This is a genomic window from Olleya marilimosa CAM030, from assembly GCF_000518485.1.
GTDB classification, from domain to species: Bacteria; Bacteroidota; Bacteroidia; order Flavobacteriales; family Flavobacteriaceae; genus Olleya; species Olleya marilimosa.
On sequence record NZ_JADR01000001.1, the window covers coordinates 332827 to 357717 of the forward strand.

The window sequence follows — 24891 nt, forward strand, 5'->3', positions numbered from 1 at the left end:
TATCCCTTAATAATTATTAGACTTTTAAATCAATACAAATGAAAAAAAATATTGGAAAGTTTATATCATTAGTACTTACCATATCTATATTAGTTTTGGTTGTTTTTAATCAAACAGAAGGTAATGCTAAACTAATTGAGCGATACGATATTAATGATTTAGATAATCAGGATTTAGCAATAAATCAACAAAAATTATTTTCGCCACATTTAGGTAAATCATTTACAGGTTTTAAAGAAGCTTTAGGTTTTAAAGAGTCTCAAAATGATTATTTTAGAGTTAACCAGTTTGGTTACTTGGGTAAATATCAATTTGGGAAAAGCACCTTAAAAGTCTTAGGTATCCATCATCCTCAACTATTTTTAAATAATCCAGAATTACAAGAAAAAGCATTTATAGCTAATACACAGCGTAATAAATGGGTTTTACGTAAGGATATTAAACGTTTTAAAGGAAAACTGATTAAAGGCGTTAAGGTAACAGAGTCTGGTATACTTGCTGCTGCACATTTAGCAGGTCCAGGAAGTGTTAAAAAATTTCTTAGAAGTTATGGCGAAACCGGTTTTGCTGACGCAAATGGCGCAACCATTAGATATTACATGAAAAAGTTTTCGGGTTATGATACCTCATTAATTAAACCTGTTAAAAAGGTTAAAGTTAAATACGAAAGCGCTTAAAAGCTTTTATGAATTATAAATAGTGTTGGTCTTTTATGTAGGTCAACACTATTTTTTTTCCATTGATTTACCGTTTTTGTCTTAATTAACTCAGTTGGTAAAGTAATATCACAAGCCACACAAATTTCTGTGCTTTCGCTTAAAGTGTTGCATAAATCCTCTAATAATTTATTATTTCGGTAAGGTGTTTCAATAAAAGACTGTGTCTGGTTGTGTTCAAAACTTAAACGTTCTAAACGTTTTAATTCAGCTTTACGCTCGCCTTTATCAATTGGTAAATAGCCATTAAATGCAAAACTCTGTCCATTCATACCAGAAGCCATCATAGCTAATAGGATGGAGGATGGTCCAACTAATGGAACAACTTGTATATCATTTTTATGAGCTAAACTAACAACGTCAGCTCCAGGATCTGCAATTCCAGGACAACCAGCATCAGATATTAAACCAATAGTTTTACCTTCTAAACAAGGTTGTATAAAATTAGGTAAATCTGCAGCTTCTGTAAATTTATTTAATTCAAATAGTGTTAAGCTAGATTGTTGCTTTTCTGGAGCTATTGATTTTATAAATTTTCTAGCTGCTTTGGAATTTTCAACAACAAAAGTATCCAAACTATCAATAATTGTTTTAACCTGAGCAGGTAAAACATGAAATGGATTGGACTCTCCAAGTGTACACGGAATTAAATATAATTTACCTTTTGTCATAGTTTATAAATATATAAAACTTATGTTAGTTTACTTAACCTAAGTTTAATCTTATTACAAGCTTCATCTAGCATGTTAAATACAGTTTCAAAACCTTTGTCTCCACCATAATATGGATCTGGTACGTCTAGATTTTGTTCAGGATAACTTTCGTTTAATATTAAATTTACTTTTGATTTTTGTTTATCATTTTCTGCTAAAGCAATAATATTATTATAGTTAGAATTATCCATTGCATAAATAATATCAAAATCTAAAAAATCTTGTTTTACAAATTGTCTAGCTTGTTGTTGGGTAATATCAATTCCCTTTTTTTTGGCAATTGCAATAGATCTTGGATCTGGTTTATTGCCAATATGGTAACTGCTAGTGCCTGCAGAATCTACAACAAATAAATTGTTATCTAATTTAGATTGTAGGATACCTTCAGCCAAAGGAGAACGACAAATGTTTCCTAGGCAGACCATTAAAATTTTAGTCATTTTAAATAAAAATTAAACTGAAAGTTTTTTCGTTAAATCCTCAACGTACTTTCTAAATTGCTTATCTGTAGTTGATAAATTATCAACGGTTTTACAAGCATGTAGTACTGTTGCATGATCACGTTTTCCTATTTGAGAACCAATACTAGCTAAAGAGGCTTTTGTAAACTTTTTAGCAAAAAACATGGCTAGCTGTCTAGCTTGTACAATGTGACGTTTTCTTGTTTTAGATTGTAACGTATCAACATCCATTTGGAAATAATCTGATACTATTTTTTGTATATAATCTATTGAAACTTCACGTTTTGTGTTTTTAACAAACTTCTCTACGACTTGTCTAGCTAACTCAATGTTAATTTCTTTTTTATTAAAAGAAGATTGAGCAATTAATGAAATAATGGCGCCTTCAAGCTCTCTAATATTAGATTTTATGTTTTTAGCAACATATTCAATTATATCTTCTGGCATTTCTACACCATCTCTATACAATTTGTTTTTTAAGATAGACACACGTGTTTCAAAATCCGGAGTTTGTAACTCGGCAGATAATCCCCATTTAAATCTAGATAATAAGCGTTGCTCAATATCTTGCATATCTACAGGAGCTTTGTCACTTGTTAAAATAACTTGTTTTCCGTTTTGGTGCAAATGATTAAATATGTGGAAAAAGACGTCTTGTGTACCAGACTTACCAGATAAAAACTGAACATCATCAATAACCAATACATCTATTAATTGATAAAAGTGTATAAAATCATTACGATTATTCTTTTTAACCGAGTCTATATATTGCTGCGTAAACTTTTCTGCAGAGATATATAAAACAGTTTTTTCTGGGTATTTATCTTTTATATCAACACCAATAGCGTGCGCTAAGTGTGTTTTACCTAAACCAACACCACCAAAAATTAATAAGGGATTAAAAGATGTTCCACCTGGTTTTGCAGAGACTGCTAAACCTGCACTACGTGCTAAACGGTTTGAATCACCTTCTAAAAAGTTATCAAAATTATAGTTTGGATTAAGTTGAGATTCGATTTTTACATTTCTAATTCCAGGAATTATAAATGGATTTCTTAATTCCGGATTTTTGTTATTTAGAGGTACATCTACATTTTGAGACTTTACTGCACTTCTGTTAGAACTCGGAATTTTTTCTGTAAACGGTTGTTTATTACCATACGTGTTTTCCATTTTAATAATGTAAACCAGTTTGGCAGTTTCACCTAACTCTTTAGTTAAAGAGACTTTTAATAATTTTACGTAATGCTCTTCTAACCATTCGTAAAAAAATTTACTAGGGACTTGGATACTTAATGCATTGTCTGTTAGTTTAACCGCGACTATTGGTTCAAACCAAGTTTTGTATGCTTGTGGTTGGATATTATCCTTTATAAATAGAAGACAGTTATTCCAGACCGTTTGCGCAGTTACACTCATGTTAATTGTAAAAAGTATTTTTTATTAGTTAATTTGTCCCAATAATAGCAATAAGACAACTCTGTTTGTTAGCTTGGCAAATATGTGAACAAAAAACGTAAAAAAAAAATCATTTACTATTGAATTTATAGTTTTTTTTGTGCATGTTAACCAACCATTCGAAACTACAAAAAAAAATCAAGACTATGGGTATAATGCAAGATGAAATTCAAATAAGAGTACGATATGCAGAAACAGATCAAATGGGAATTGTACATCATGGGAATTACGCAATATATCTAGAAATGGCTAGAATTGAGTGGTTGCGTAAATTAGGGATTTCTTACAGAAAAATGGAAGAAGAAGGACTTGGTTTACCTGTTGTATCGTTGTCTATAAATTTCAAAAAATCAGCATATTATGACGACGTAATTACAGTAAAAACTACATTAAAAAAAGCACCAACTGCGTTAGTCGAGTTTGAATATGAAATACTGAATGATTTGCAACAAATTTTATGTACAGCAACGGTAGTTTTAGCCTTTTTAGACATGAAAACTAGACGACCAACTAGACCGCCTAAATATTTTTTAGAAGCTTTAAATAGCTAAGTCTTTAATTTTAACTTCGTAAATTGTATCAAAAATTTCGAAAATAGTTTGTGCTTCTTTTTTTCTAACAGAGATGGTGATTTGACAATCCAATTCTAATTTTTGGTTAATAACTTTTAAATTTTTCTCTTTAATTACACGCATAACCTTATTCATATTTTTATAATCAAAACTGATAAGATAGTCAATGTTAATAGTGCGTGTTACAATTTTTGAAGCTTCTAAAGCCATTTGAGCTCCAGTTTTGTATGCATTTATTAAACCACCAACGCCAAGCTTAACACCTCCAAAATACCTTACAACAACAATTAATACGTTGGTTACGTCAAATGATTGGATTTGTCCATAAATAGGCATGCCTGCACTATTATTAGGTTCGCCATCATCATTGGCTCTGTAGGCAATAGTTTCTGTGCCAATTTGGTAAGCATAACACCAATGTCTAGCTTGATGATGTTGTTTTTTTAAATCTTCTATATGTTGTTTAACAGCTTCTTCTGTTTTTACAGGAAATGCATACCCAAAAAATTTAGAATTTTTGTCTTTAAATAAGACTTCTTCTGACGGTTTTGTTATTGTTTTGTAAGTGTCTTTTTCCATGAATTATGATAATGTCACTAATATAATAGACAGTACAGCTATCCCAATACCAATCCAGTTTTTAGTCAATAAACGCTCTTTAAATAATAATAAACCAATTAAGGTTGTTAGCATGACTATAGCTACATTATTAACTGTAAAAATGGTCGAGCTTTCAAAGTTTTCGGCATTTAAAGCTTTTAATAAAGTATAAATAGAGTAGTAGTTAACCACACCTAAAATCACACCAGAGACTATACTTTTTGGGTCAAAAGTAAATTGTTTTTGTATCGCTTTCGCGGAAAGCAAGCCAATCCCAATCACTCCAGCTATAAAAAATATTGTAGCAGAAAAAATAGGAATTCCGTTGTCTGCTAAAAAAGTAGTTTCAATATATTTTATAGATGTGTCTATGGTACCTGACCCTAAAAATAATATAATAGGCAGCCATAATGTTTTAATTGAAAAACGTTGGTCTGTTTTTGCTTTATAGGATGCTAAGTATACAGCTAATAAAGCTAATACAATACCTAAAGCTTTTTGCCAACCCAAACTTTCGTTATAAAAAAATAGTCCAAATATAATGGGTATTACTACACTCATTTTACTTGCTACAGAAGCTACAGATAATCCATTACGTTGTGCTGTTAATGCCATGACGTTAAAAATGGCAATAAATAAAAAACCTAAACCTATTGCGCCAAAAAACCATTTAGATTGTATAATATCGCTTACAATTATAGGTGCATCATAGCTTAAAATACCATAAGTAAAAGCTGTAAAGTAATTAATAACAATAGTTTGTAACGTATTTATGTTGCGTTTACCAACAACTTTAAAGATGACAAAAATTAATGTAGACGCACATATACTAAGTAATAAATACATTAAAACAAGTCTTTTTTAATGGTGAATAAATCTATTACATCCTCCGTTTTTGGGTTATTGTTCCAAACGTTAATGCCTAGTTGACTTGCTGTTTCTGTGTTTTCTGTAGTGTCGTCTATAAACAGGCATTCTTCTGGTTTTAGGTTGTTTTCATTTAGTACAAACTGAAATATATCTTTGTTTGGTTTACGTAATTGTATTTCGTGTGAAAGATAAAATTTGTCAAACGCATTTTTAAATTCGTCATAAAACGATACCTGATTTTTAATACAATCAATATGTAACTCATTAGTATTACTTAGTAATATTAGATTATACTTTTTGTCTTTTGCTAATTGTTGTATAAACTCTAAACGTTTAACTGGAAAATCACAAATAATGTAGTTCCAAGCATCGATGATTTGTTGTTTTGTTAATTTTGGAAAATTACCCATGTAAAAATCTATAAACTCGTTGGTATCAATAAGACCTTGTTCGTAAAAACTATTAAAAGCAACAATTTCTTCTGATAATTCATCAACGTCAAACAGCTCTAAAGCGTTGGTCATTGCACCTGCTTTATCTAAATTAATAAAGACATCTCCAAAATCAAATATTAGGGTTTTTATCATAGGGTTAGTATCATTTTGCTAAAGCAAAACTTAATTAGTGTTTTTGTAAATATATAGTAAGTCGTCTAAAATGGATGACTGGTTAATTAATTTGCCTTGTAATTTAGGTGCTTTTACACCTTCTTTAAAAATAGTTTGACCTTTAAAAACTCTAGCTTCATCCCAAAGTCCAGCGTCAATAAAAAGTTGTAATGTTTTAGAGCCACCTTCAATAATTACAGAGTTGATGTTGTGTTTAAATAAAGTGTCACAAATTTGTTGTGCTTGATTTTCTTTTTGACTAAAATCTATTACTGCATTTAAATCTCCAACCATTGTATTGTTTGGTGGATGTATGGACCACGTTTGTTTTGTGTTTTGGGTCGCTTTATTATTATGATAAATTAATAAGCTTTCCGCTTTAGCGTTAAAAACATTGCAGTCTGCTTTTAAGGCTTTATTTTTATCTAATACGACGCGTAATGGATTATTACCAGTCCAATCTCTAACATTTAGTGTTGGATTATCATGTAAAACGGTGTTGGTGCCTACTAATATGGCTTGTTCTTCAGTTCTCCATTTGTGGACTAATTGTCTAGAATAGGTGTTGGTAATCCATACTGGTTTTTGTTCGTTTTTAGATTTTGGTGCGATAAATCCATCGTTGGATTCTGCCCATTTTAAAATAATGTATGGTCTTTTTTTGTTGTGAAAAGTAAAAAAACGCTTATGATGTGCTTTACATTCTGCTTCTAAAACACCAACTTTAACGTTTCTTCCAGCTTCTAATAATTTTTTAATTCCTTTTCCAGCGACTTCAGGATTATCATCAACACAGCCAATAACTATATTTGGTATTTGATGGTAAATAATTAAATCGCTACAAGGAGGTGTTTTTCCGTAATGACTGCAAGGTTCAAGCGTTACATAAATAGTAGCCTCTTTTAATAACGCCTTGTCTTGGACGTTATTAATAGCGTTAACTTCAGCATGGTTACCACCATATTCACTGGTAAAACCTTCGGCTATAATAGTGTTATTATATACAATTACACAGCCAACCATAGGGTTTGGACGTGTAAGTCCTAAACCATTTTTGGCAATTTGTAAAGCACGTGTTATGTATAATTGATCTGACAAATTATAGTTTAATTTTAACATCCTCAGTTCGGTCAACTTTATAGGCGTGTGAGAAGCCTAAAACTTTGTACTTTATATCTCCTAAGTATTGAATTTTTACTTTTTTGCTAAAAAAACTACCTAATAAACCACTTAAGTTTTTATTACTTAATAGGCTGTCTGTTGGTAACTTTGCTTGAAGTGGAATTGTAAACTGTTTATTAGCTGGTACATCAAAACTAACACTAGAGACAACACCTATAGGATTATCATTAACAAGCACTTGTATACCATCTGTTTTAATTTTTCCACCAATACTATTTGGGTTTAAAAAAAGAGCGTCTGCAGTAACAGTTATAAATTTTGATGAAGATTCTAATACTTTTATATTTTCTACCCTAATAAATTCTGGTTTTTCTGTGACTTTACAGTTAAAAAAACAGGTTAATATTGTTAATAAGATTAATGTTTTCTTCATATATCTATTTTTGGATTTAATGTATCTTCATCCTCTAAAAGAAGGCGTAAAAATACTATATAAAAGTGAGTAATACTATTATTGAAATAAGAGAAATCCAACCACAAGATAATCCGCAAATCGAAGCTGTTATTCGTGAAGTTTTTATAGAATATAATTTGCCTTTAGTTGGGACAGCTTATGCAGACCCAGAGACACCAAAAATGTTTGAGTCATATGCTAAGAACAACGAAGTGTATTACGTGGTTTTAGTAAATGGTGTTGTAGAAGGAGGAGGAGGTTTAAAACCTTTAAATGGTATGGAATCTGAGGTGTTTGAAATTCAGAAAATGTATTTTTCTAATCGCTTACGCGGAAAAGGTTATGGAAAAAAACTATTTGAAAAATGTTTAGAAAAAGGGAAGTCACTTGGATTTAATCGTGCGTATTTAGAAACAATTCCGATATTAAAAGAAGCCATTCATATATACGAAACCAATGGGTTTAAACATTTAAATGGACCACTAGGAAGCACAGGACATTTTAATTGTGGAATATGGATGGAAAAACATTTATAACTCATGTTAATTAAAGCGCTTAAAGAATTATTTCATAAGGAATTGGACCATATTTATGGACCTGACGAAGTGTTTACATTTTTTTTTATGTTAACAGAGCATTATTGTAACATTTCTAGGTTAGACGTTGCTTTAAACACAAATTTAAGTGTGACTACTAATGAGCAGGTTCCGTTGTTTAAAGCTTTAGAGCTTTTAAAACAACAAAAACCAATACAATACATGTTAGGTCAAACAGAGTTTTTTGGGCTACCATTTAAAGTGGATCAAAATACACTTATACCAAGACCAGAAACAGAAGAGTTAGTCTCTTTAATTATTGACAATTCAAAACCTTCTAAATCACATTCAATATTAGATATTGGTACAGGTAGTGGTTGTATTGCTGTAAGTCTAGCAAAAAACCTTGCCGACTCTAATGTTTATGCGCTAGACGTTTCCGCGAAAGCGATTAATGTAGCTAAACAAAATGCTACGTTAAATAATGTAACTATTACGTTTATTGAGGCAGATATTTTAGATTCATCTATTTGGGATAAGCAATTTAAAGCGTTAAAATTTGATACTATAGTTTCTAATCCTCCATACGTTAGACAATTAGAAAAACAATTTATGAATGCTAATGTTTTAGAAAACGAGCCACATTTAGCATTATTTGTAGCGGATGATAATCCTTTGATTTTTTATAAAGCAATTACACAATTTGCCACACGTTATTTAAATAAAAATGGTAGACTATATTTTGAAATAAATGAATATCTTGGAGAAGATATGGTAAAGCTTTTACAGGAGTATGGCTTTAAAAATATTGAATTAAAACAAGATATTTTTGGTAAAGATCGTATGGTTAGTGGAATTATAAATTAATGAAAAAGTTTATTTATATAATGGTTGTGTTAGTTGGTTTTGGATGTAAACAGTCCAAATCACAGCATGATAATGCAACCGAATCTGTAAGCATTATAAATGCCGATTTTATTGAAAATTTTGAAAATGATTTTTTGTCAAGTGTTGCTGTTGCAGACTTAAAAAAGCCTTGTTTAATAACCTCTAGGTCGTTTAATACCTTTAATATTTTGTCTAAAGACCAAAGTAAGGCTTTAAATATTAATCAAATTTTTAGAAAGCACGACACTATTTCTAAGTTTGGAATAGCGTTAGATGTAAGATTTGATAATAATTATAAGTCCTTTGTAGTCTATCAATTTGATGAAGATCAAAAAATGCTATATAAACTTGCAAACTATACTAATAAGTATCAGTTTATTGATGCAATTGACGTCTCTTATTACGACTTAACCACCCAAATGAATCAAACGGAAACTTATGTTTATAATAATAAGTTATTTGTTCATGGCAAACAGCTAAATAAGGCAACCCATTACTATTTAAAGCCAAACGGAATATTTGAAAAACAGAGTGATAGTATTACATTTAATTATTTACCACTAATAGATTATCAAACTTTGGATCATTTTAAAGCAAACTTTGAACAAAGGATTGTAAAAGCTAAAGACGGTTTAATTATAAAGGATAGTTTAGGTAATAACGTTGGTAATTATGAGTATTTAGAAACCGTTTCGGTTATTGATTATACAGCAGATAAAACAAAAATTATAGATAATGGTCAAATTATTTATAGTCGCAATGCTAAAGTGATTATTAATCCTAAAGCTTTAAAAAAAGACCAGAATTTTTATATTGATAAAGCAAATATAGGCTACGTGCCTGAAGCTTATTTTTTTAAACCTTATAGTGATGATGGTAATCATTATAATTATGATGGCTTAACTATTAAAAAAAATGCTTTACACCCAATAGCTCTTAATGAGTTGTTTGATGTAAAACAAGTGAATATTAATGATTATAAAAACCGAGTGTTATATCAACCAAATAGTATAGATGTTACCAAACTTTACAAGAAGGATAAAGTCTTAACCTTATTGGCTAAAAATGGTAAAAAAGTAATGTATAAAGACACAACTTACAACTCCGAGTTTAGTCCTACAAAAACATATAGTGTTACTAAAAACCCAGGTTTTAATGATATGTTTTTGGTACATTATCACATGGTTTTTGATTATCAACGTTTTGATTTTATAAGCCAAAGCACAGGAGAATTATTAGGTCAATACGCAGGAGGTTACCCTTATGTATCGCCTAAAAAAGATATGGTAGTCTCTATAGATTATGATACTGAGTGTCCTAGTCAACGAACATTATTTATAGACAAAATAGTGGATGGTAAAATTATAAAGACTTTTGAGTTGTATTATAATTTAGAAGAAAACTATGATCACATAACTTTTGAAAAAACCTCTGATGACTTGGAGCTCTATTGGTTAAGCAATACCGAGTTTATTGTGAAATTTTGGGGAGCATCAGAGTGCTATTCCGATTCAGACAATTATTTTTACTATAAATACAAGATTAAACAGCAATTTTTAGAAATGCTAGAAGGCATATAATATGAGCATACAATTAAAGATTAACGATTTAAGAGAACAATTACGCGAACACAATTATAACTACTACGTTTTAGATAGTCCAACAATAAGTGATTATGAGTTTGATATTAAACTAAAGGAGTTACAAGCTTTAGAGGAAGCACACCCTGAATTTTTTGATGCAAATTCACCAACATTACGTGTTGGAGGAGAGGTAACTAAAAACTTTAATACCATTGTGCATAAGCATAGGATGTATAGTTTAGATAATTCGTATTCTCTTGAAGATCTTAAAGATTGGGAAGCTAGAGTAAAAAAAATGGTGGATGGAGAAATTGAATACGTATGTGAGTTAAAGTATGATGGCGCTTCAATAAATCTTACGTATCAAAATGGTAGTTTGCTTAAAGCGGTTACACGTGGTGATGGTATGCAAGGTGACGAGGTTACAGCAAATATTAAAACAATTAATTCTGTGCCTTTACAACTTAAAGGACCATATCCAGAAGAGTTTGAGATTAGAGGAGAAATTATTTTACCCTTTGATGGTTTTAATAAAATGAATGAAGAGCGTATTGCTAATGGAGAAGAACCTTATAAAAATCCACGAAACACAGCATCTGGAAGTTTAAAATTACAGGATAGTGCAGAAGTTGCAAAACGACCTTTAGATTGTTTGTTGTATGGTTTAGTAGGTGGTGATTTTGATTATAAAACTCACCTTGAAAGTTTAGAAAAAGCAAGACAAATGGGTTTTAAAGTCCCAAGAGAAGTTAAGTTGTGTAAAACAATTGACGACGTATTTGCTTTTATAAACCATTGGGATACAGCAAGACATGAGTTACCTTATGAAACTGATGGTATTGTTGTAAAAGTTAATAATCTGCATCATCAAGACGAGCTTGGTTTTACATCTAAAGCGCCACGTTGGGCTATGGCATATAAATTTAAAGCAGAACAAGTAAGCACTGTTTTAAATACAATAAGTTATCAAGTAGGACGGACAGGAGCTATAACACCTGTTGCTAATTTGGAACCAGTAGAGTTAGCTGGTACCATAGTTAAGCGTGCTTCATTACACAACGCAGATCAAATTGAAAAATTAGATATTAGAGAAGGTGATACTGTATTTGTTGAGAAAGGAGGCGAAATTATTCCTAAAATCATAGCTGTAGATTTATCTCAAAGACCTAATAACTCTCAACCAACAGTTTATATAACCCATTGTCCAGAATGTAATACGTTATTACAAAGAGAAGCAGGAGAAGCTAAACATTTTTGTCCCAATTATAATGGTTGTAATCCGCAAATTATAGGACGTATCCAACATTATATTTCTAGAAAAGCAATGGATATTGAAGGTTTAGGAGGCGAGACCGTTGCGCTTTTAGTTAATGCAGGATTAATACATAATTATGCCGATTTGTACGATTTAACTAAAGATCAAATTTTACCGTTAGATCGTATGGCAGAAAAAAGTGCAGATAATTTAATTGCAGGTATCCAAGCTTCTAAACAAATTCCTTTTGAGCGTGTATTATTTGCATTGGGTATCAGGTTTGTTGGAGAAACTGTTGCAAAAACTTTAGCTAAGCACTATAAAAGTATTGATGCTTTAGCATTTGCATCTGTATTAGATTTAGAGCAAGTAAATGAAATAGGAATTAGAATAGCAGAAAGTGTAGTCGACTTTTTCTCAAACCCAGAAAATCAAAAAGTTATTGAAAGACTCAAGCAATATGGTCTGCAATTAGAGATTTCGGCAGAAAAACTAGCTAATCAAACAGAAAAGTTAAAAGGTCACAACATAGTTGTATCTGGAGTTTTTTATAAAGTTTCACGTACCGAGTTGAAAAAACTTATTGAAGATAATGGTGGTAAAGTTAGTAGTTCAATCTCTTCTAAAACCAGCTATATCATAGCAGGAGATAATATGGGACCAAGTAAAAAAGACAAAGCAGATAAGTTAAATATAGAGATGATTACAGAGGATGATTTCCTAACTAGCTTAGAATAAGCGCATAAAACATCGATAAAAAGCTAATTTTATCGTTTAGTAACATTATTTTTGTATATTTGTCTTCCCAAATGTAAAAATGATGAAGTTAACTAAGTTTAATTTAGTATCGATAATCCTAGTAATTCTCGTTATACTAACCGTTACAGGTCGCATATTTAGTGCACCAAACTTGTCGGATTACTCCTGGATATTAGTGTTTCCATTGTTTGCCTATTTGTATTATAGTCAAACAAAACAAACTAACCATTATTTTGGATTTTTTTTGATAGGCTTTTCTTTAGTAGAAATTTTAAAAATAGTATTTTACGGTAATGATACTATGGCTTATTATGTTGCTAATTATTTAGTAATTGCAACTTATGCATCCTTAATAATTTTTTTAGTTAAAGATTTTAATTTTAAATTATTATTCAAACAGTTTAAACTCCATTTAGTAGTTTTATTGTTCTTTAATGCATATATAATTTATGTATTAAATCAAATGATTATGCAAGATGCACAATTGTCTGTGTACTCTTTAGATTTTATTATAGAAGTAGCTTATAACGTGTTGATATTGTTGGTATTATCATTGTCGTTAATACATTATTTATACCACGAAACAAAGCAAGGTTTACTTTTGTTTTTAGCTAGTGTGTGTATTGTTTTTTCTGAAATGGTACAAGTTGCCTACTTATTTATATCCTCAGAGTATTTACTACAAATAGTATATTCTGCATTAATAGGTGTAGGTTTTTACTTTCTGTATGAGTACATAAAAATAAAATATAAAGCGACTCTAAAGACTACTAAAATAGCCTAAAATTTAAACTATAATAGATGTTCCTTCTGCCTTTTTTGTGCTATCTGCATCAAAGTAAAAATCTATTTTTCCTAAGTTAATACCATAACAACCCACTTGATTAACTAGTACATTTTTTCCTTCTATATTTTGTGCTACAGTCGGTTTTGGTAAAAAAGTATGAGTATGTCCTCCAATTATTAAGTCTATATCTTTGGTTGCTTTAGCTAAATTTAAATCACTTATTTTGTCTGGTGATTTACTGTAATTATAACCTAAATGAGATAAGCAGATAATTAAGTCGCATTTTTCATTAGTTTTTAAAATACGTGTCATTTCTTGTGCAGCTTCGATAGGATCTAAATATTCTGTTTCCTTGTACATTTTCTTGTCCACTAGACCGTCTAATTGAATTCCTAATCCAAATACTCCAATTTTAATACCTTCTTTTTTAAAGATTTGATACGGTTTTACATGTGTATCCATGACTGTGTTTTTAAAATCATAGTTAGCAGATACAAAACCAAAACTAGCATGTGGTAATTGCGCATATAAACCATCAATACCATTGTCAAAATCATGATTTCCAATAGTTGCTAGATCGTATTTAAGTTTACTCATTAATTTAAATTCTAATTCGCCACCATAATAATTAAAATACGGAGTCCCTTGAAAAATATCTCCAGCGTCTAAAAGCAATGTATTTGGGTTATCTTTTCTGATGTTTTCAATTAAAGTGGCACGTCTAGCTACACCTCCTTTATTTGCATTTCTACCATCCTCAGGTCCAAAAGCATCAATGTGGCTATGCACATCATTGGTATGTAAAATTGTTATTTTTTTAGACTTTGAAGATGTTGCAAACGATTGTAATCCATAACCACCAACTGTAATTAAAGCTGTAGCTGCTGTTGCTTGTTGTATAAAATCTCTACGTTTCATTATGTGGTTATTTAGTTTGGATAAATCTATTGTCAATTACAGGGTTGATAGTATCAGTCTTTTTAAAGTAGTCTATCATAGCATTTCTTATTTTATAATCTAGTGTATAAAGACTGTCATTTTCCTTAAAAAAGCGCATTCGGTCACCACCATTATATAAGTAGTCATTAGTCGCTACATAGTAAATCTTGTCTTTGTCAATTGGTTTTTTGTTAACTAAAGCCTGTGTAATATTGTAATCTTTATCAAGTGTAAGTTGTATTCCACTAATAGGATGTGCACGTTTAGCTTGGCTTAAATAATGCGTCATACTATCTATTTGTTGACCTTTTAGTGCAACAACAACAATACTGTTTTCAAAAGGCATAATTTCAAAAGCAGTTCTGGTGGTAATATTTCCTTTAGAAATTATAGAACGTATTCCACCATGGTTTAAAATTACCGCATCAATATTTTTTCCTGTGCGTTTATTAAAAATCGGATTGCTTTCGTGCATAACAGCATCAGCCATTAAATTACCAATAGCAGTATTTAAATCTCCATCACTTTTACTATAAGTTTCTGGTGCGTAAGATAGGACAGCGTCCATATCTTTATTAATACTTTCGCGAAAAGGCTTAACAAAGTCATCAATACTTTTGTCTGTAGCAATGGTGTCAGTTATTGAAATCTGCTTACCTTCAATCTTACTCAACGAGTAAGTCTCTTGCTTACAAGAGTTTAAAATAGTAATTAAAAGTAAGAATAAAAGATGTTTGTAATTCATATTTAATGTTGAATAATTTAAAGCTAATATAGTTACAATTACTACATTTGTAACAAAGGAATAAAGATAAATGATTTTAAAAGGTTTTAAAGAAAAATCTAATAAAAAGTACATTGCTAAATGTGCCCAAAGTCGTGTGATTTTGCCAAACGCAGATAAACTACAACGTGTTGGTGTTTTAGTAAATAGTCATGAGTTTTCTGATCCAGAATGGATTAAAAGCCTTACAAGTCTATTAAAAATAAAAGCTAACGACTTAAAAATTTTAACACTTTTTAATGGAAAAAAAAATGAAACGTCTGTATATACTGAAACTTTTTCTGAAAAAGAATTAGGTTGGAAAGGACAATTTAAATCACAATCAGTTAAAGATTTTGTAGCTAATAAATTTGATTTGTTGATTAATTTTTATGAAACCGATTCCTTAGCTTTGCAAACCATTAGTGCAGCTACCCAAGCACCATTAAAGGTAGGTTTGCATAATGCAAATCCAGATATAAACGATTTAACCATAGATATTACAATAAAAGATAAAAACATCTTTAAAACCGAATTAATAAAATACCTAAACATTTTAAATAAACTAAGTAATGAGTAACCCTTTTTTAGGCACAGGAATAGCAATTGTAACTCCGTTTAATGATGATTTGTCAGTAGATTACAAAGCGCTAGAAAATATTGTAGAATATAATATTACCAATGGTATTAATTATATAGTTATAAATGGTACAACAGGAGAAAGCGTTACAATTACCAAGCAAGAAAAACAAGATATTGTTGCTGCAATAATTAAGTTTAACAAAGGACGTGTGCCATTAGTTTTAGGTATTGGAGGTAGTAATACTGCACAAGTTGTAGAAGAAATTAAGTCTACAGATTTTTCTGGTATTGCTGGTATACTATCAGTATCACCTTATTATAGTAAGCCAACTCAAGAAGGGATGTATCAACACTTTAAAGCCATAGCAGAAGCATGCCCAATAGATGTCATATTATACAATGTACCTGGTAGAACATCAAAAAATATGACACCAGAGACTACTTTACGTTTAGCTAAAGATTTTGATAATATTGTTGCAGTTAAAGAAGCTGGTAATAACGTAGCCCAATATTTAGAATTATTAAGAGACAAACCAGACAACTTCTCTGTTATATCAGGAGACGACGACTTAGCTTTAGGTATTGTTTTAGCAGGTGGAGCAGGAGTAATATCTGTTATTGGACAAGGGTTGCCAAAGGCATTCTCTACTATGATTAATTTAGGATTAGAAGGAAAAAACAAGGAGGCTTATAAACTTCATTTTAAAATGATGGATGTTGTTAACATGATTTTTGAAGAAAATAATCCAGCAGGTATCAAAGCAGTGTTAAATAACTTGGAGTTATGTAATACAACAGTTAGATTACCGTTAGTACCTGCAACAGCACAATTGCAAAGTCGTATAAATACTTTTATGGCTAATTTTAGTAAAAGTTAAATTATACTTAAACCTAAGTCCAACTTGATTTCTTCAATTAATTTAGCAATCAAATTATATTTTTAAAATCCATTTAAATAGCGTATTTTTGCGCTTCGTTAAAATTTTATGAAGAATTTACTTTACATCTTAATTACATTTTTAGTTTTCACTTCTTGTAGCGAATATCAAAAGGCATTAAAGTCTGAAGATGTTGCTGTTAAGTTTACAATGGGAGAAAAACTATATAACGACGGGAAGTATAACAAGGCAAGTCGCTTATTTACTCAAATCGTTCCAGCTTACAGAGGCAAGCCTCAAGCAGAAAAATTAATGTTTTTAGATGCAGATTGTTATTTTCAAATGGAAGACCACTATCTAGCAGGTTACAGATTTGAGCGTTTTGCATCAGCTTACCCTAGAAGTGAAAAAGTTGAAGAAGCATATTATAAAAGCGCATTAAGTTATGCGCAGTTATCTCCAGTGTATTCTAAAGATCAACACGATACAGATCATGCACTAGAGCAATTACAATTGTTTGCCAATTTATATCCAGACTCGCAATACATGCCAAAAATTAACGAGTTGGTTAAAGAGTTGCAATATAAATTAGAATTAAAAGCTTACAGTATTGCAAAACAATACAATCATATTTCAGATTTTAAAGCTTCTATTAGCTCTTTTGATAATTTTATAGCAGATTTTCCTGGGACAACCCTACGTGAAAAAGCGTTGTATTACAGATTTGATTCTGCTTATCAATTAGCAATGAAAAGTGTAGAATATAAAAAAGAACAAAGATTAAATACTGCTATTACTTATTATAACAACTTTAAGAAAACTAATCCAGAGTCGGAGTTTATTAAAGATGCAGATAAAAAGGCAGAAGATTTAAAAGAACAATTAGAAAAATATAGTACTAAAAGCTAATATATTATGGATTTAAAAAAAATCGACGCTCCGTTAACAACGACGACTTACAATAGAAATGCTATAGATGCACCAACAAACAACATCTACGAAGCAATTTCTGTTATTGCAAGAAGAGCAGAGCAAATTAATTCTGAAATTAAAAAAGAATTAATAGAAAAGCTTGAAGAGTTTGCTACATATAATGATAGCTTAGAAGAAATTTTTGAAAACAAAGAACAAATAGAAGTATCTAAGTTTTACGAAAAATTACCTAAACCTCACGCTTTAGCAGTACAAGAATGGTTAGATGGTAAAATCTACCACAGAAATACAGAGCAAGATAACCAAGACTAAAGCTATGTCTATATTAAGTGGCAAAAACATACTATTAGGCATCAGTGCTGGTATTGCTGCTTATAAGACAGCCTCCTTAGTCAGAGTATTTATAAAAGCAGGTGCAAACGTACAAGTCGTTATGACACCTGCTTCTAAAGACTTTGTGACACCACTCACATTATCTACGCTTTCTAAAAATCAAGTACACTCAACGTTTACCAACGATCAAGACGATAACGCTATGTGGAATAACCATGTAGAGTTAGGGCTTTGGGCAGATTATATGGTTATTGCTCCTGCAACAGCCAATACATTGTCAAAAATGGCAAATGGTACTTGCGATAATTTACTTTTAGCAACATATCTTTCTGCTAAGTGTAAAGTTTATTTTGCTCCTGCAATGGATTTGGATATGTACATGCATCCATCTTCAGTTAACTCATTTAACACATTACAAAGTTTTGGTAACGTCATGATTCCTGCAACATCAGGAGAATTGGCAAGTGGGTTAGTAGGTCAAGGTCGTATGGCAGAGCCAGAAGATATTGTTGCTTTTATAGAAAAGGATATAATTAGTGGTTTACCATTAAAAGATAAAACGGTTTTAATAACTGCTGGACCAACTTATGAGGCTATAGATCCTGTACGTTTTATTGGTAATCATTCCTCAGGTAAAATGGGATTTGAAATTGCTAAAGCAGCAGCTAATCTTGGTGCTAAAGTTATTTTAATTTCTGGTCCAACAAATCAAACAGTTAATCATAACTTGATAACAGTACTACCTGTAGTTAGCGCACAACAAATGTATGATGCAGCACATTTGCATTTTAATAATGTCGACATAGCCATTTTATCTGCAGCTGTAGCAGATTATAAACCAAAAAATGTGGCTACTCAAAAAATAAAAAAGAAAGATTCCACGTTAACTTTAGAGCTAGAAAAAACTAAAGATATTTTAGCGTCTTTAGGTCAAATCAAAACAACCCAATTTTTAGTTGGTTTTGCTTTAGAAACTAATAACGAATTAGATCACGCAAAATTGAAGCTAAAAAAGAAGAATTTAGATTTAATTGTTTTAAATTCGTTAAACGACAAAGGTGCAGGTTTTAAATCAGACACCAATAAAGTAACTTTAATTAACAAGGAAGAGGAAGCTACTGTTTACCAATTAAAATCTAAAACAGAAGTTGCTAAGGACCTTTTTAATACTATAATAAATACACTAAATGCGTAATCTTTTATTTCTATTTTTAATTTGTTTTAGTATTTCATTACAAGCTCAGGAGCTTAACGCTACCGTAGTTGTTAACGCACAGTTAACTGGTGACGAAAACTTACAGCAATTTAAAACACTAGAAAAACAATTAAAAGAGTTTATTTCTAGTACAAAATGGACTAACAAAAAAGTAAAACCACAAGAGCGTATCGACTGCAATTTTGTTATAAATATTGGAGAGTATTCTGGTAATAGTTACAAAGCAACACTACAAGTACAATCTTCTAGACCTGTTTTTGGATCAAGTTATACAACACCAATTTATAATGTAAATGATAAAGATTTTTCTTTTGAGTATGTCGAGTTTCAAAATCTAATTTATAATCCAACACAGTACGCATCAAATTTAATCTCTGTTTTAGCATTTCATATCCACATGATTTTAGGTATGGATGCAGAGTCATTTAAAAAAGAAGGAGGAGATGATTATTTTAGACAAGCTCAAAATATTGTAAATTTCTCTCAGCAAGAAAACTACTCAGGTTGGAAGTTAGAAGACGGTTTACAAAGTCGTTTTGCATTAATAGATAATTTACTGTCACCAACATTTAAAGAGTTTAGAACTGTATTATACAATTATCACAGACGTGGTTTAGACACTATGAGTGTTAATCAAAAGGATGCAAAAAATGAAATAGCTATAGCTTTAAGCTTATTTAATGACATGAACAGAAGACGTCCAAACTCGTATTTGCTTCGTGTGTTTTTTGATGCAAAAGCAGAGGAGATAGAACAGATTTTTAGTGAAGGACCAAGTGTTGACATCGCTAATCTGGTCGATACTTTAAACAAAGTAGCTCCAATGCACTCTTCTAAATGGAGAAATATAAAATTTTAGTCACTAATATTTTCATTCTTAAAAAGCGAAAAACCAAAACTTTTCACTTTTTAAATTTTAACCTTTCACTTTAAGAATGCTTACTGGATTAACCATAAAAAATTACGCGTTAATAGATCAACTCCAAGTTAATTTTAATGATGGATTTACCATTATTACAGGAGAAACTGGAGCAGGTAAATCTATACTTTTAGGAGGCTTATCATTAATATTAGGTAAACGTGCAGACTTATCTAGTTTACGTAATCCCGAAAAAAAATGTATAATAGAAGCCTCTTTTGATATTTCTAAATACAAACTTAAAAACCTTTTTAAGGATCAAGATTTAGATTATGATACGCAAACTATAATTAGACGAGAGATTTTACCATCCGGAAAATCAAGAGCGTTTGTAAACGACTCGCCTGTTAACTTGTCTAATTTGCAAGTCTTAGGAGAACATTTAATTGATATACATTCGCAACACGAAACCTTACAGTTAGTTGATGATGCGTTTCAGTTTCAGGTGATTGACGCTTTAGCAAATACAGAAGCTAATCTAGAAGCATATAATCTTCATCTAAAAGAACACAAAGTATTACAAAAACAATTAAAACAGTTACAACAGTTTCAGGCAGAAGCAATAAAGGAACATGATTATAATTCGTTTTTATTAAATGAATTGGTTGCAGCTAATCTAAAAGAAGGTGAGTTAGAAGTTCTAGAGGAAGAATATGAACTTTTAAATAACGTTGAAGCTATACAACTTAAATTAGAACAAGCTAATGCCTTATTAAGCGAAGAGCAAGCAGGTGTTTTAACATCACTAAGAGAGGTTAAAGTAGCCTTTCAAAAACTAGCATCAATATCTAATACCTATCAAGACTTATTAGATAGGGTAACTAGCAGTTTAATTGATTTAGACGACGTACTTGTAGATATAGAACGTTTTGAAGACAAACTAGATGCTGATCCAAATAGGCTAGAGGTAGTTAATGCTCAGCTTATGACTTTAAATAACCTAATGCAAAAGCATTTAGTTAAGTCTATTGAAGAGTTAATTGAAATCAGAGAGGCTTTATCCAAAAAAGTGGAAGCAACTGAAAATGCTGACCAAGACATTGTTGATAAGCAAGAAGAAATTAAAGCTTTAGAAAAATTATTAAATACTGAAGCTAAAAACATAACAGATAAGCGTAATAAAGCCATACCAGAATTGAAAAAACAATTAGAAGCTTTATTGACGCAATTAGGTATGCCTAATGCACAATTTAATATAAGTCTAGAAGCATCAAATACGTTTTTATATAACGGAAAGGATAATTTAAACTTCTTATTTTCAGCAAACAAAGGAGGCCAATTTAATGTCCTTAAAAAAGCAGCTTCTGGTGGAGAGTTATCAAGAATAATGCTAGCTATAAAATCTATTTTATCAAAATACGTTAAGCTACCAAGTATTATGTTTGACGAGATTGATACAGGAGTTTCAGGAGAAATTTCTAACAAAATGGCAGATATTATGTCGCAAATGAGTACTAAAATGCAAGTCTTTAGTATTACGCATTTACCACAAATAGCAGCAAAAGGAAATACACATTATAAAGTCTATAAAGAAGATGTTAATGAGGTGACCACAACCAATTTGGTTAAATTAAATTATGACGAGCGTGTTGTAGAATTGGCTCAAATGTTAGGAGGTACCCAATTATCAGATTCGGCAATAGCACATGCTAAACAACTATTAAATTAGTGGCTAAATTTCCGCGAAAGCGAATTAAAAAAATTTTAAATACTATCTTTGACAGATAATATAATAAACTAACATATCAACTGATAAACTATAAGTTATGTCATACAATTTATTAAAAGGAAAAAGAGGAATCATATTTGGAGCATTAGACGAAAACTCTATAGCATGGAAAACAGCAGAACGTGTCCATGAAGAAGGAGGTACTTTTGTACTTACTAATGCACCAGTGGCAATGCGTATGGGTCAAATTAATGTTTTAGCAGAAAAAACAGGCTCTCAAATAATTCCTGCAGATGCAACGTCTTTAGAAGATTTAGAAAACTTGGTATCCCAAGCTACAGAAATTTTAGGAGGTAAATTAGATTTTGTATTACATTCTATTGGAATGTCTATAAATGTTAGAAAAGGAAGACATTATACAGATCAAAATTACGATTGGACACAAAAAGGAACTGATGTTTCTGCAATGTCTTTTCATAAAACAATGCAAACGTTATACAAGCAAGATGCAATGAATGAATGGGGAAGTATCGTGGCTTTAACTTATATGGCAGCACAACGTGTTTTTCCTGATTATAACGATATGGCAGATAATAAAGCTTATTTAGAAAGTATAGCACGTAGTTTTGGTTACTTTTTTGGAAGAGATAAAAAGGTTAGAGTTAACACAATATCACAGTCTCCAACACCAACTACAGCAGGTAGTGGAGTTAAAGGATTTGATGGATTTATCGCTTACGCGGAAAAAATGTCGCCTTTAGGTAATGCTACAGCTTTAGATTGTGCCAATTACACAGTATCGTTATTTAGTGACTTAACTAAGCGTGTAACTTTACAAAACCTGTTTCATGATGGTGGTTTTAGTAACATGGGAGTTAGTGATGCAGTTATGAGTGCATTTGTAGATGGTGTTGATAAATAGACACGAGCAATATAATATAAAAAAAGCCTTACAGAAATGTAAGGCTTTTTTTATGTAATCAAACCACTGACAACCAAATATGTGTAAAAACTTACAAACAGTAAAATGTATTTAACATAAAGTTAATGGTATTTTAACTGCTTTTTAAGTGTTTTTGTCGATTTGATGTGTTTGATAGTACTAGCTTAAGAATAAATCAATATTTTTAGAAAATGATTAATTAATTACTAACTTATACTAATTTTATGATGAAAAAAATTACTTTATTATTTTTTGCAATGATTGCCTTAATTTGGCATAGTAACGCGCAAGTTACAACACCACAAAATTTTGGTGCAAATGGACCTGACTCTGCACCAACGGTTCTTACTATTAATTCTGGTGATATTACTGTTAATGGATCAGCTCCAATTGATGCCATTTCTTTAGGAACTTTCACTACACATTATAGTTCTCCAACTGGAGGGACTACTTATTGTAATAATTGGTATGCTTTTGATTTGGCTGTTACTGGTGGAGTAGCAGATGGAACATCTATTTTAGCAGGTTGTGATACAGACTTCAACGGTTTGGATATTACAGGGTTTACTACTATAACAATAACAAGTGATGATATTGATAATGTCACTGATACTGTTTATTTTGATATAGATTTAGATGTAACATATACACCTGTTACACCACCAAATTGTGATTCTTTATTAAACCAAACAGTAGATGTCCCATTATCGGGAGATATATCTTGGTCTGAAGCAACTGGAGGTCACACTGGTTATTTTTTAGTGGTAGGTACAGGAACAGGTCTTGATGATGTGGTTAATACAGATGTAGGTAACGTTACAACTTATAATGTAGGTACATTAATGGCAGGAACAACTTATTATGCTACTATAACACCATATAACGGTAACGGAAATGCTACGGGATGTACAGAGCAAACTTTTGTTGCTTTTAATCCTGTTCAAGGAGATACATTTAATGATCCTTTACCTATCACACCTTCTGCTGAGGGAATTGCTTGTGATACTGCTGCGTATACTTTTTCTTATGATTTCTCTACAGGTGTTTCTGATAGTGGTACAAGCAGCACTTGTGGTTCTACCTCTACATTTGATATGTTCTTTTCTTGGACAGCTACAACTGATGCTTTATTGTGGAATGACGGTGGATCTAACCCAGGAGTTGCTGTTTACGATACCTTAGGAAATCAAATAGATTGTTTAGGAGCTTTTGCTGCGACAAATGCGGAATTAAGTGGATGGAGTATTGGAGATAATTTAATTATTCAAGTTTATGATTTTGGTACGACAGGTACAAACCCAGTTTCTTTTTGTTTAGCAGAGTTTACTTTACCTGAGCCACCATCAAATGATACTTGTGCTGGTGTAATAGATCTTGGTACTTTAACTAGTCCTCTAACTGCAAGCACTGTAGGTGCTACTAATGATTTTGGTTCTTTTGATTGTTTTAACACAAATAATCAGTCTCCTGATATTGTATATTCAATTTTAGTTCCAAATGGTTATACGTTAACAATTGGTCAAACATCTAACGACTATGACTCTGAACATAGATTAGGTTATGGTGGTGCTTGTCCGGGAGATACATCTGTAGCTTGTACTGATGATTCAGATACAACTACAGAATCATGGACCAATGATACAGGAGCAGATGAAACTGCTTATTGGATTCAATCTGCATATTCAACTGCAAGTGGTACCTTTACATTAGCTTGGTCACTTACTCCGGCTAACGATGAATGTGCAACTGCAGAAGCATTAACTTTGGGAACAGAAATTTCTGCAGATAATACTGGAGCAACAGATTCTGGTGTTACTGGAGATTGTTTTACAGGTGCAGTTGCTGATTTATGGTACTCATTTGTTGCGCCTGTTTCAGGAGAAGTTACTATTACAACTAGTGCTGCTCAATACGGTGTTTATACAGATTGTGCTGGTACATTAGTTGGTGCTTGTAATACATCAGTTGTTGGAGATTTAACTAATGGAACGACTTATTATGTAAGAGTTAGTGATGATGGTACTGCAAGAGCACAGGCTCCAGGAGCATTTACTTTAATGGTTTCAGAATCTACTTCTTTAAGTACAGCTGAGTTTAACTCAGAATCATTATTCGCTTACTATCCAAACCCAGTTAATGACAACTTAACATTAAAAGCTCAAAAAGAGATTTCTAATGTATCAGTTTATAACATGTTAGGACAAGAAGTGTATAGAAATGCACCTAATAGTGTAGACAACCTAGTAAACATGTCTGACTTACAGTCAGGAGCTTACTTCGTTAAAGTTACTATTGATAATGTGACGGAAACAATAAAAGTAATTAAGAAATAAT

General features: G+C 31.2%; 26 protein-coding genes. 16 read left to right on the top strand and 10 right to left on the bottom strand.

Annotated elements, in window-relative coordinates:
- Nucleotides 1-38 precede the first annotated feature (38 nt).
- A complete protein-coding gene (locus tag M890_RS0101650; protein WP_028281847.1) occupies nucleotides 39-677 on the top strand; it encodes a hypothetical protein in 639 nt (212 codons plus the stop codon).
- Here M890_RS0101650 and M890_RS0101655 read toward each other — a convergent pair.
- From M890_RS0101655 to dnaA, 3 genes are read right to left on the bottom strand one after another with little or no spacing between them, the layout of a single operon-like run.
- Complete coding sequence (locus M890_RS0101655; RefSeq protein ID WP_028281848.1) at nucleotides 674-1387, bottom strand: SAM-dependent methyltransferase; 714 nt, start codon at nucleotides 1385-1387, stop codon at nucleotides 674-676. The genes M890_RS0101650 and M890_RS0101655 overlap by 4 nt on opposite strands.
- 20 nt (nucleotides 1388-1407) lie before the next feature.
- Nucleotides 1408-1869 (bottom strand): low molecular weight protein-tyrosine-phosphatase, encoded by a 462-nt coding sequence (locus M890_RS0101660; RefSeq protein ID WP_028281849.1) that lies wholly within the window; start codon nucleotides 1867-1869, stop codon nucleotides 1408-1410.
- Nucleotides 1870-1881: 12 nt separating this feature from the next.
- The gene (gene dnaA / locus M890_RS0101665) at nucleotides 1882-3309 is read right to left on the bottom strand and encodes a chromosomal replication initiator protein DnaA (protein WP_028281850.1); all 1428 of its coding nucleotides are present in this window, start codon (nucleotides 3307-3309) and stop codon (nucleotides 1882-1884) included.
- A gap of 185 nt (nucleotides 3310-3494) precedes the next feature.
- Between dnaA and M890_RS0101670 the strand changes: the two genes are divergently transcribed.
- Entirely contained in the window at nucleotides 3495-3899 is a 405-nt protein-coding gene (locus tag M890_RS0101670) for an acyl-CoA thioesterase (RefSeq protein ID WP_028281851.1), read from the top strand.
- Here M890_RS0101670 and M890_RS0101675 read toward each other — a convergent pair.
- Genes M890_RS0101675 through M890_RS0101695 form a run of 5 tightly spaced genes read right to left on the bottom strand, consistent with a single transcriptional unit; the run spans nucleotide 3888 to nucleotide 7553 of the window.
- Nucleotides 3888-4499 carry an IMPACT family protein gene (locus tag M890_RS0101675; RefSeq protein WP_028281852.1) on the bottom strand — a complete coding sequence of 204 codons (612 nt, stop codon included), beginning with the start codon at nucleotides 4497-4499 and terminating at the stop codon, nucleotides 3888-3890. The genes M890_RS0101670 and M890_RS0101675 overlap by 12 nt on opposite strands.
- A 3-nt stretch (nucleotides 4500-4502) precedes the next feature.
- Complete coding sequence (locus M890_RS0101680; protein ID WP_028281853.1) at nucleotides 4503-5366, bottom strand: EamA family transporter; 864 nt, start codon at nucleotides 5364-5366, stop codon at nucleotides 4503-4505.
- Nucleotides 5366-5977, bottom strand: a complete 612-nt coding sequence (locus M890_RS0101685) for an HAD family hydrolase (protein ID WP_028281854.1) — start codon at nucleotides 5975-5977, stop codon at nucleotides 5366-5368. The genes M890_RS0101680 and M890_RS0101685 overlap by 1 nt, the downstream gene beginning before the upstream one ends.
- A 30-nt stretch (nucleotides 5978-6007) precedes the next feature.
- Complete coding sequence (gene ribD, locus M890_RS0101690) at nucleotides 6008-7117, bottom strand: bifunctional diaminohydroxyphosphoribosylaminopyrimidine deaminase/5-amino-6-(5-phosphoribosylamino)uracil reductase RibD (RefSeq protein WP_036597019.1); 1110 nt, start codon at nucleotides 7115-7117, stop codon at nucleotides 6008-6010.
- Nucleotides 7098-7553, bottom strand: coding sequence for a hypothetical protein (locus M890_RS0101695; protein ID WP_028281856.1), 456 nt, complete (start codon nucleotides 7551-7553; stop codon nucleotides 7098-7100). Before M890_RS0101695 ends, ribD begins: the two co-directional genes overlap by 20 nt.
- A 65-nt stretch (nucleotides 7554-7618) precedes the next feature.
- On the opposite strand from M890_RS0101695, the gene M890_RS0101700 reads away from it, so the two are divergent.
- The 5 genes from M890_RS0101700 (at nucleotide 7619) to M890_RS0101720 (ending at nucleotide 13379) form a co-directional block, all read left to right on the top strand.
- Entirely contained in the window at nucleotides 7619-8110 is a 492-nt protein-coding gene (locus tag M890_RS0101700; protein ID WP_028281857.1) for a GNAT family N-acetyltransferase, read from the top strand.
- A 3-nt stretch (nucleotides 8111-8113) separates the two neighbouring features.
- A complete protein-coding gene (prmC, locus tag M890_RS0101705) occupies nucleotides 8114-8977 on the top strand; it encodes a peptide chain release factor N(5)-glutamine methyltransferase (protein WP_028281858.1) in 864 nt (287 codons plus the stop codon).
- Complete coding sequence (locus M890_RS0101710; protein ID WP_028281859.1) at nucleotides 8977-10578, top strand: hypothetical protein; 1602 nt, start codon at nucleotides 8977-8979, stop codon at nucleotides 10576-10578. The genes prmC and M890_RS0101710 overlap by 1 nt, the downstream gene beginning before the upstream one ends.
- A 1-nt stretch (nucleotide 10579) precedes the next feature.
- Entirely contained in the window at nucleotides 10580-12574 is a 1995-nt protein-coding gene (gene ligA, locus M890_RS0101715; RefSeq protein ID WP_028281860.1) for an NAD-dependent DNA ligase LigA, read from the top strand.
- Between the two features lie 82 nt (nucleotides 12575-12656).
- Entirely contained in the window at nucleotides 12657-13379 is a 723-nt protein-coding gene (locus M890_RS0101720; protein ID WP_028281861.1) for a hypothetical protein, read from the top strand.
- A 3-nt stretch (nucleotides 13380-13382) separates the two neighbouring features.
- On the opposite strand, the gene M890_RS0101725 is transcribed toward M890_RS0101720, so the two are convergent.
- Both M890_RS0101725 and M890_RS0101730 read right to left on the bottom strand, forming a co-directional pair.
- The gene (locus M890_RS0101725) at nucleotides 13383-14300 is read right to left on the bottom strand and encodes a bifunctional metallophosphatase/5'-nucleotidase (protein WP_028281862.1); all 918 of its coding nucleotides are present in this window, start codon (nucleotides 14298-14300) and stop codon (nucleotides 13383-13385) included.
- A gap of 7 nt (nucleotides 14301-14307) precedes the next feature.
- On the bottom strand, nucleotides 14308-15066 hold the full coding sequence (locus M890_RS0101730) for a 5'-nucleotidase C-terminal domain-containing protein (RefSeq protein ID WP_028281863.1): 759 nt from the start codon (nucleotides 15064-15066) through the stop codon (nucleotides 14308-14310).
- Between the two features lie 70 nt (nucleotides 15067-15136).
- Between M890_RS0101730 and M890_RS0101735 the strand changes: the two genes are divergently transcribed.
- From M890_RS0101735 to M890_RS0101775, 9 genes are all read left to right on the top strand, one after another.
- A complete protein-coding gene (locus M890_RS0101735) occupies nucleotides 15137-15664 on the top strand; it encodes a DUF6913 domain-containing protein (protein WP_028281864.1) in 528 nt (175 codons plus the stop codon).
- Nucleotides 15657-16544: a 4-hydroxy-tetrahydrodipicolinate synthase gene (gene dapA, locus M890_RS0101740; protein WP_028281865.1), complete on the top strand. Its 888-nt coding sequence runs from the start codon at nucleotides 15657-15659 to the stop codon at nucleotides 16542-16544. Before M890_RS0101735 ends, dapA begins: the two co-directional genes overlap by 8 nt.
- A 108-nt stretch (nucleotides 16545-16652) precedes the next feature.
- Nucleotides 16653-17453: an outer membrane protein assembly factor BamD gene (locus M890_RS0101745; RefSeq protein ID WP_028281866.1), complete on the top strand. Its 801-nt coding sequence runs from the start codon at nucleotides 16653-16655 to the stop codon at nucleotides 17451-17453.
- A gap of 6 nt (nucleotides 17454-17459) precedes the next feature.
- Nucleotides 17460-17789 carry a DNA-directed RNA polymerase subunit omega gene (locus M890_RS0101750; protein WP_028281867.1) on the top strand — a complete coding sequence of 110 codons (330 nt, stop codon included), beginning with the start codon at nucleotides 17460-17462 and terminating at the stop codon, nucleotides 17787-17789.
- A 4-nt stretch (nucleotides 17790-17793) separates the two neighbouring features.
- Nucleotides 17794-19005, top strand: a complete 1212-nt coding sequence (gene coaBC, locus M890_RS0101755; RefSeq protein ID WP_028281868.1) for a bifunctional phosphopantothenoylcysteine decarboxylase/phosphopantothenate--cysteine ligase CoaBC — start codon at nucleotides 17794-17796, stop codon at nucleotides 19003-19005.
- A complete protein-coding gene (gene porD / locus M890_RS0101760) occupies nucleotides 18998-19885 on the top strand; it encodes a type IX secretion system protein PorD (protein WP_028281869.1) in 888 nt (295 codons plus the stop codon). Before coaBC ends, porD begins: the two co-directional genes overlap by 8 nt.
- A 76-nt stretch (nucleotides 19886-19961) precedes the next feature.
- On the top strand, nucleotides 19962-21614 hold the full coding sequence (gene recN, locus M890_RS0101765; protein WP_028281870.1) for a DNA repair protein RecN: 1653 nt from the start codon (nucleotides 19962-19964) through the stop codon (nucleotides 21612-21614).
- 97 nt (nucleotides 21615-21711) lie between these two features.
- Nucleotides 21712-22536, top strand: coding sequence for an enoyl-ACP reductase FabI (locus M890_RS0101770; protein WP_028281871.1), 825 nt, complete (start codon nucleotides 21712-21714; stop codon nucleotides 22534-22536).
- A gap of 248 nt (nucleotides 22537-22784) precedes the next feature.
- The gene (locus tag M890_RS0101775) at nucleotides 22785-24890 is read left to right on the top strand and encodes a T9SS type A sorting domain-containing protein (RefSeq protein WP_028281872.1); all 2106 of its coding nucleotides are present in this window, start codon (nucleotides 22785-22787) and stop codon (nucleotides 24888-24890) included.
- Nucleotide 24891: the final 1 nt, after the last annotated feature.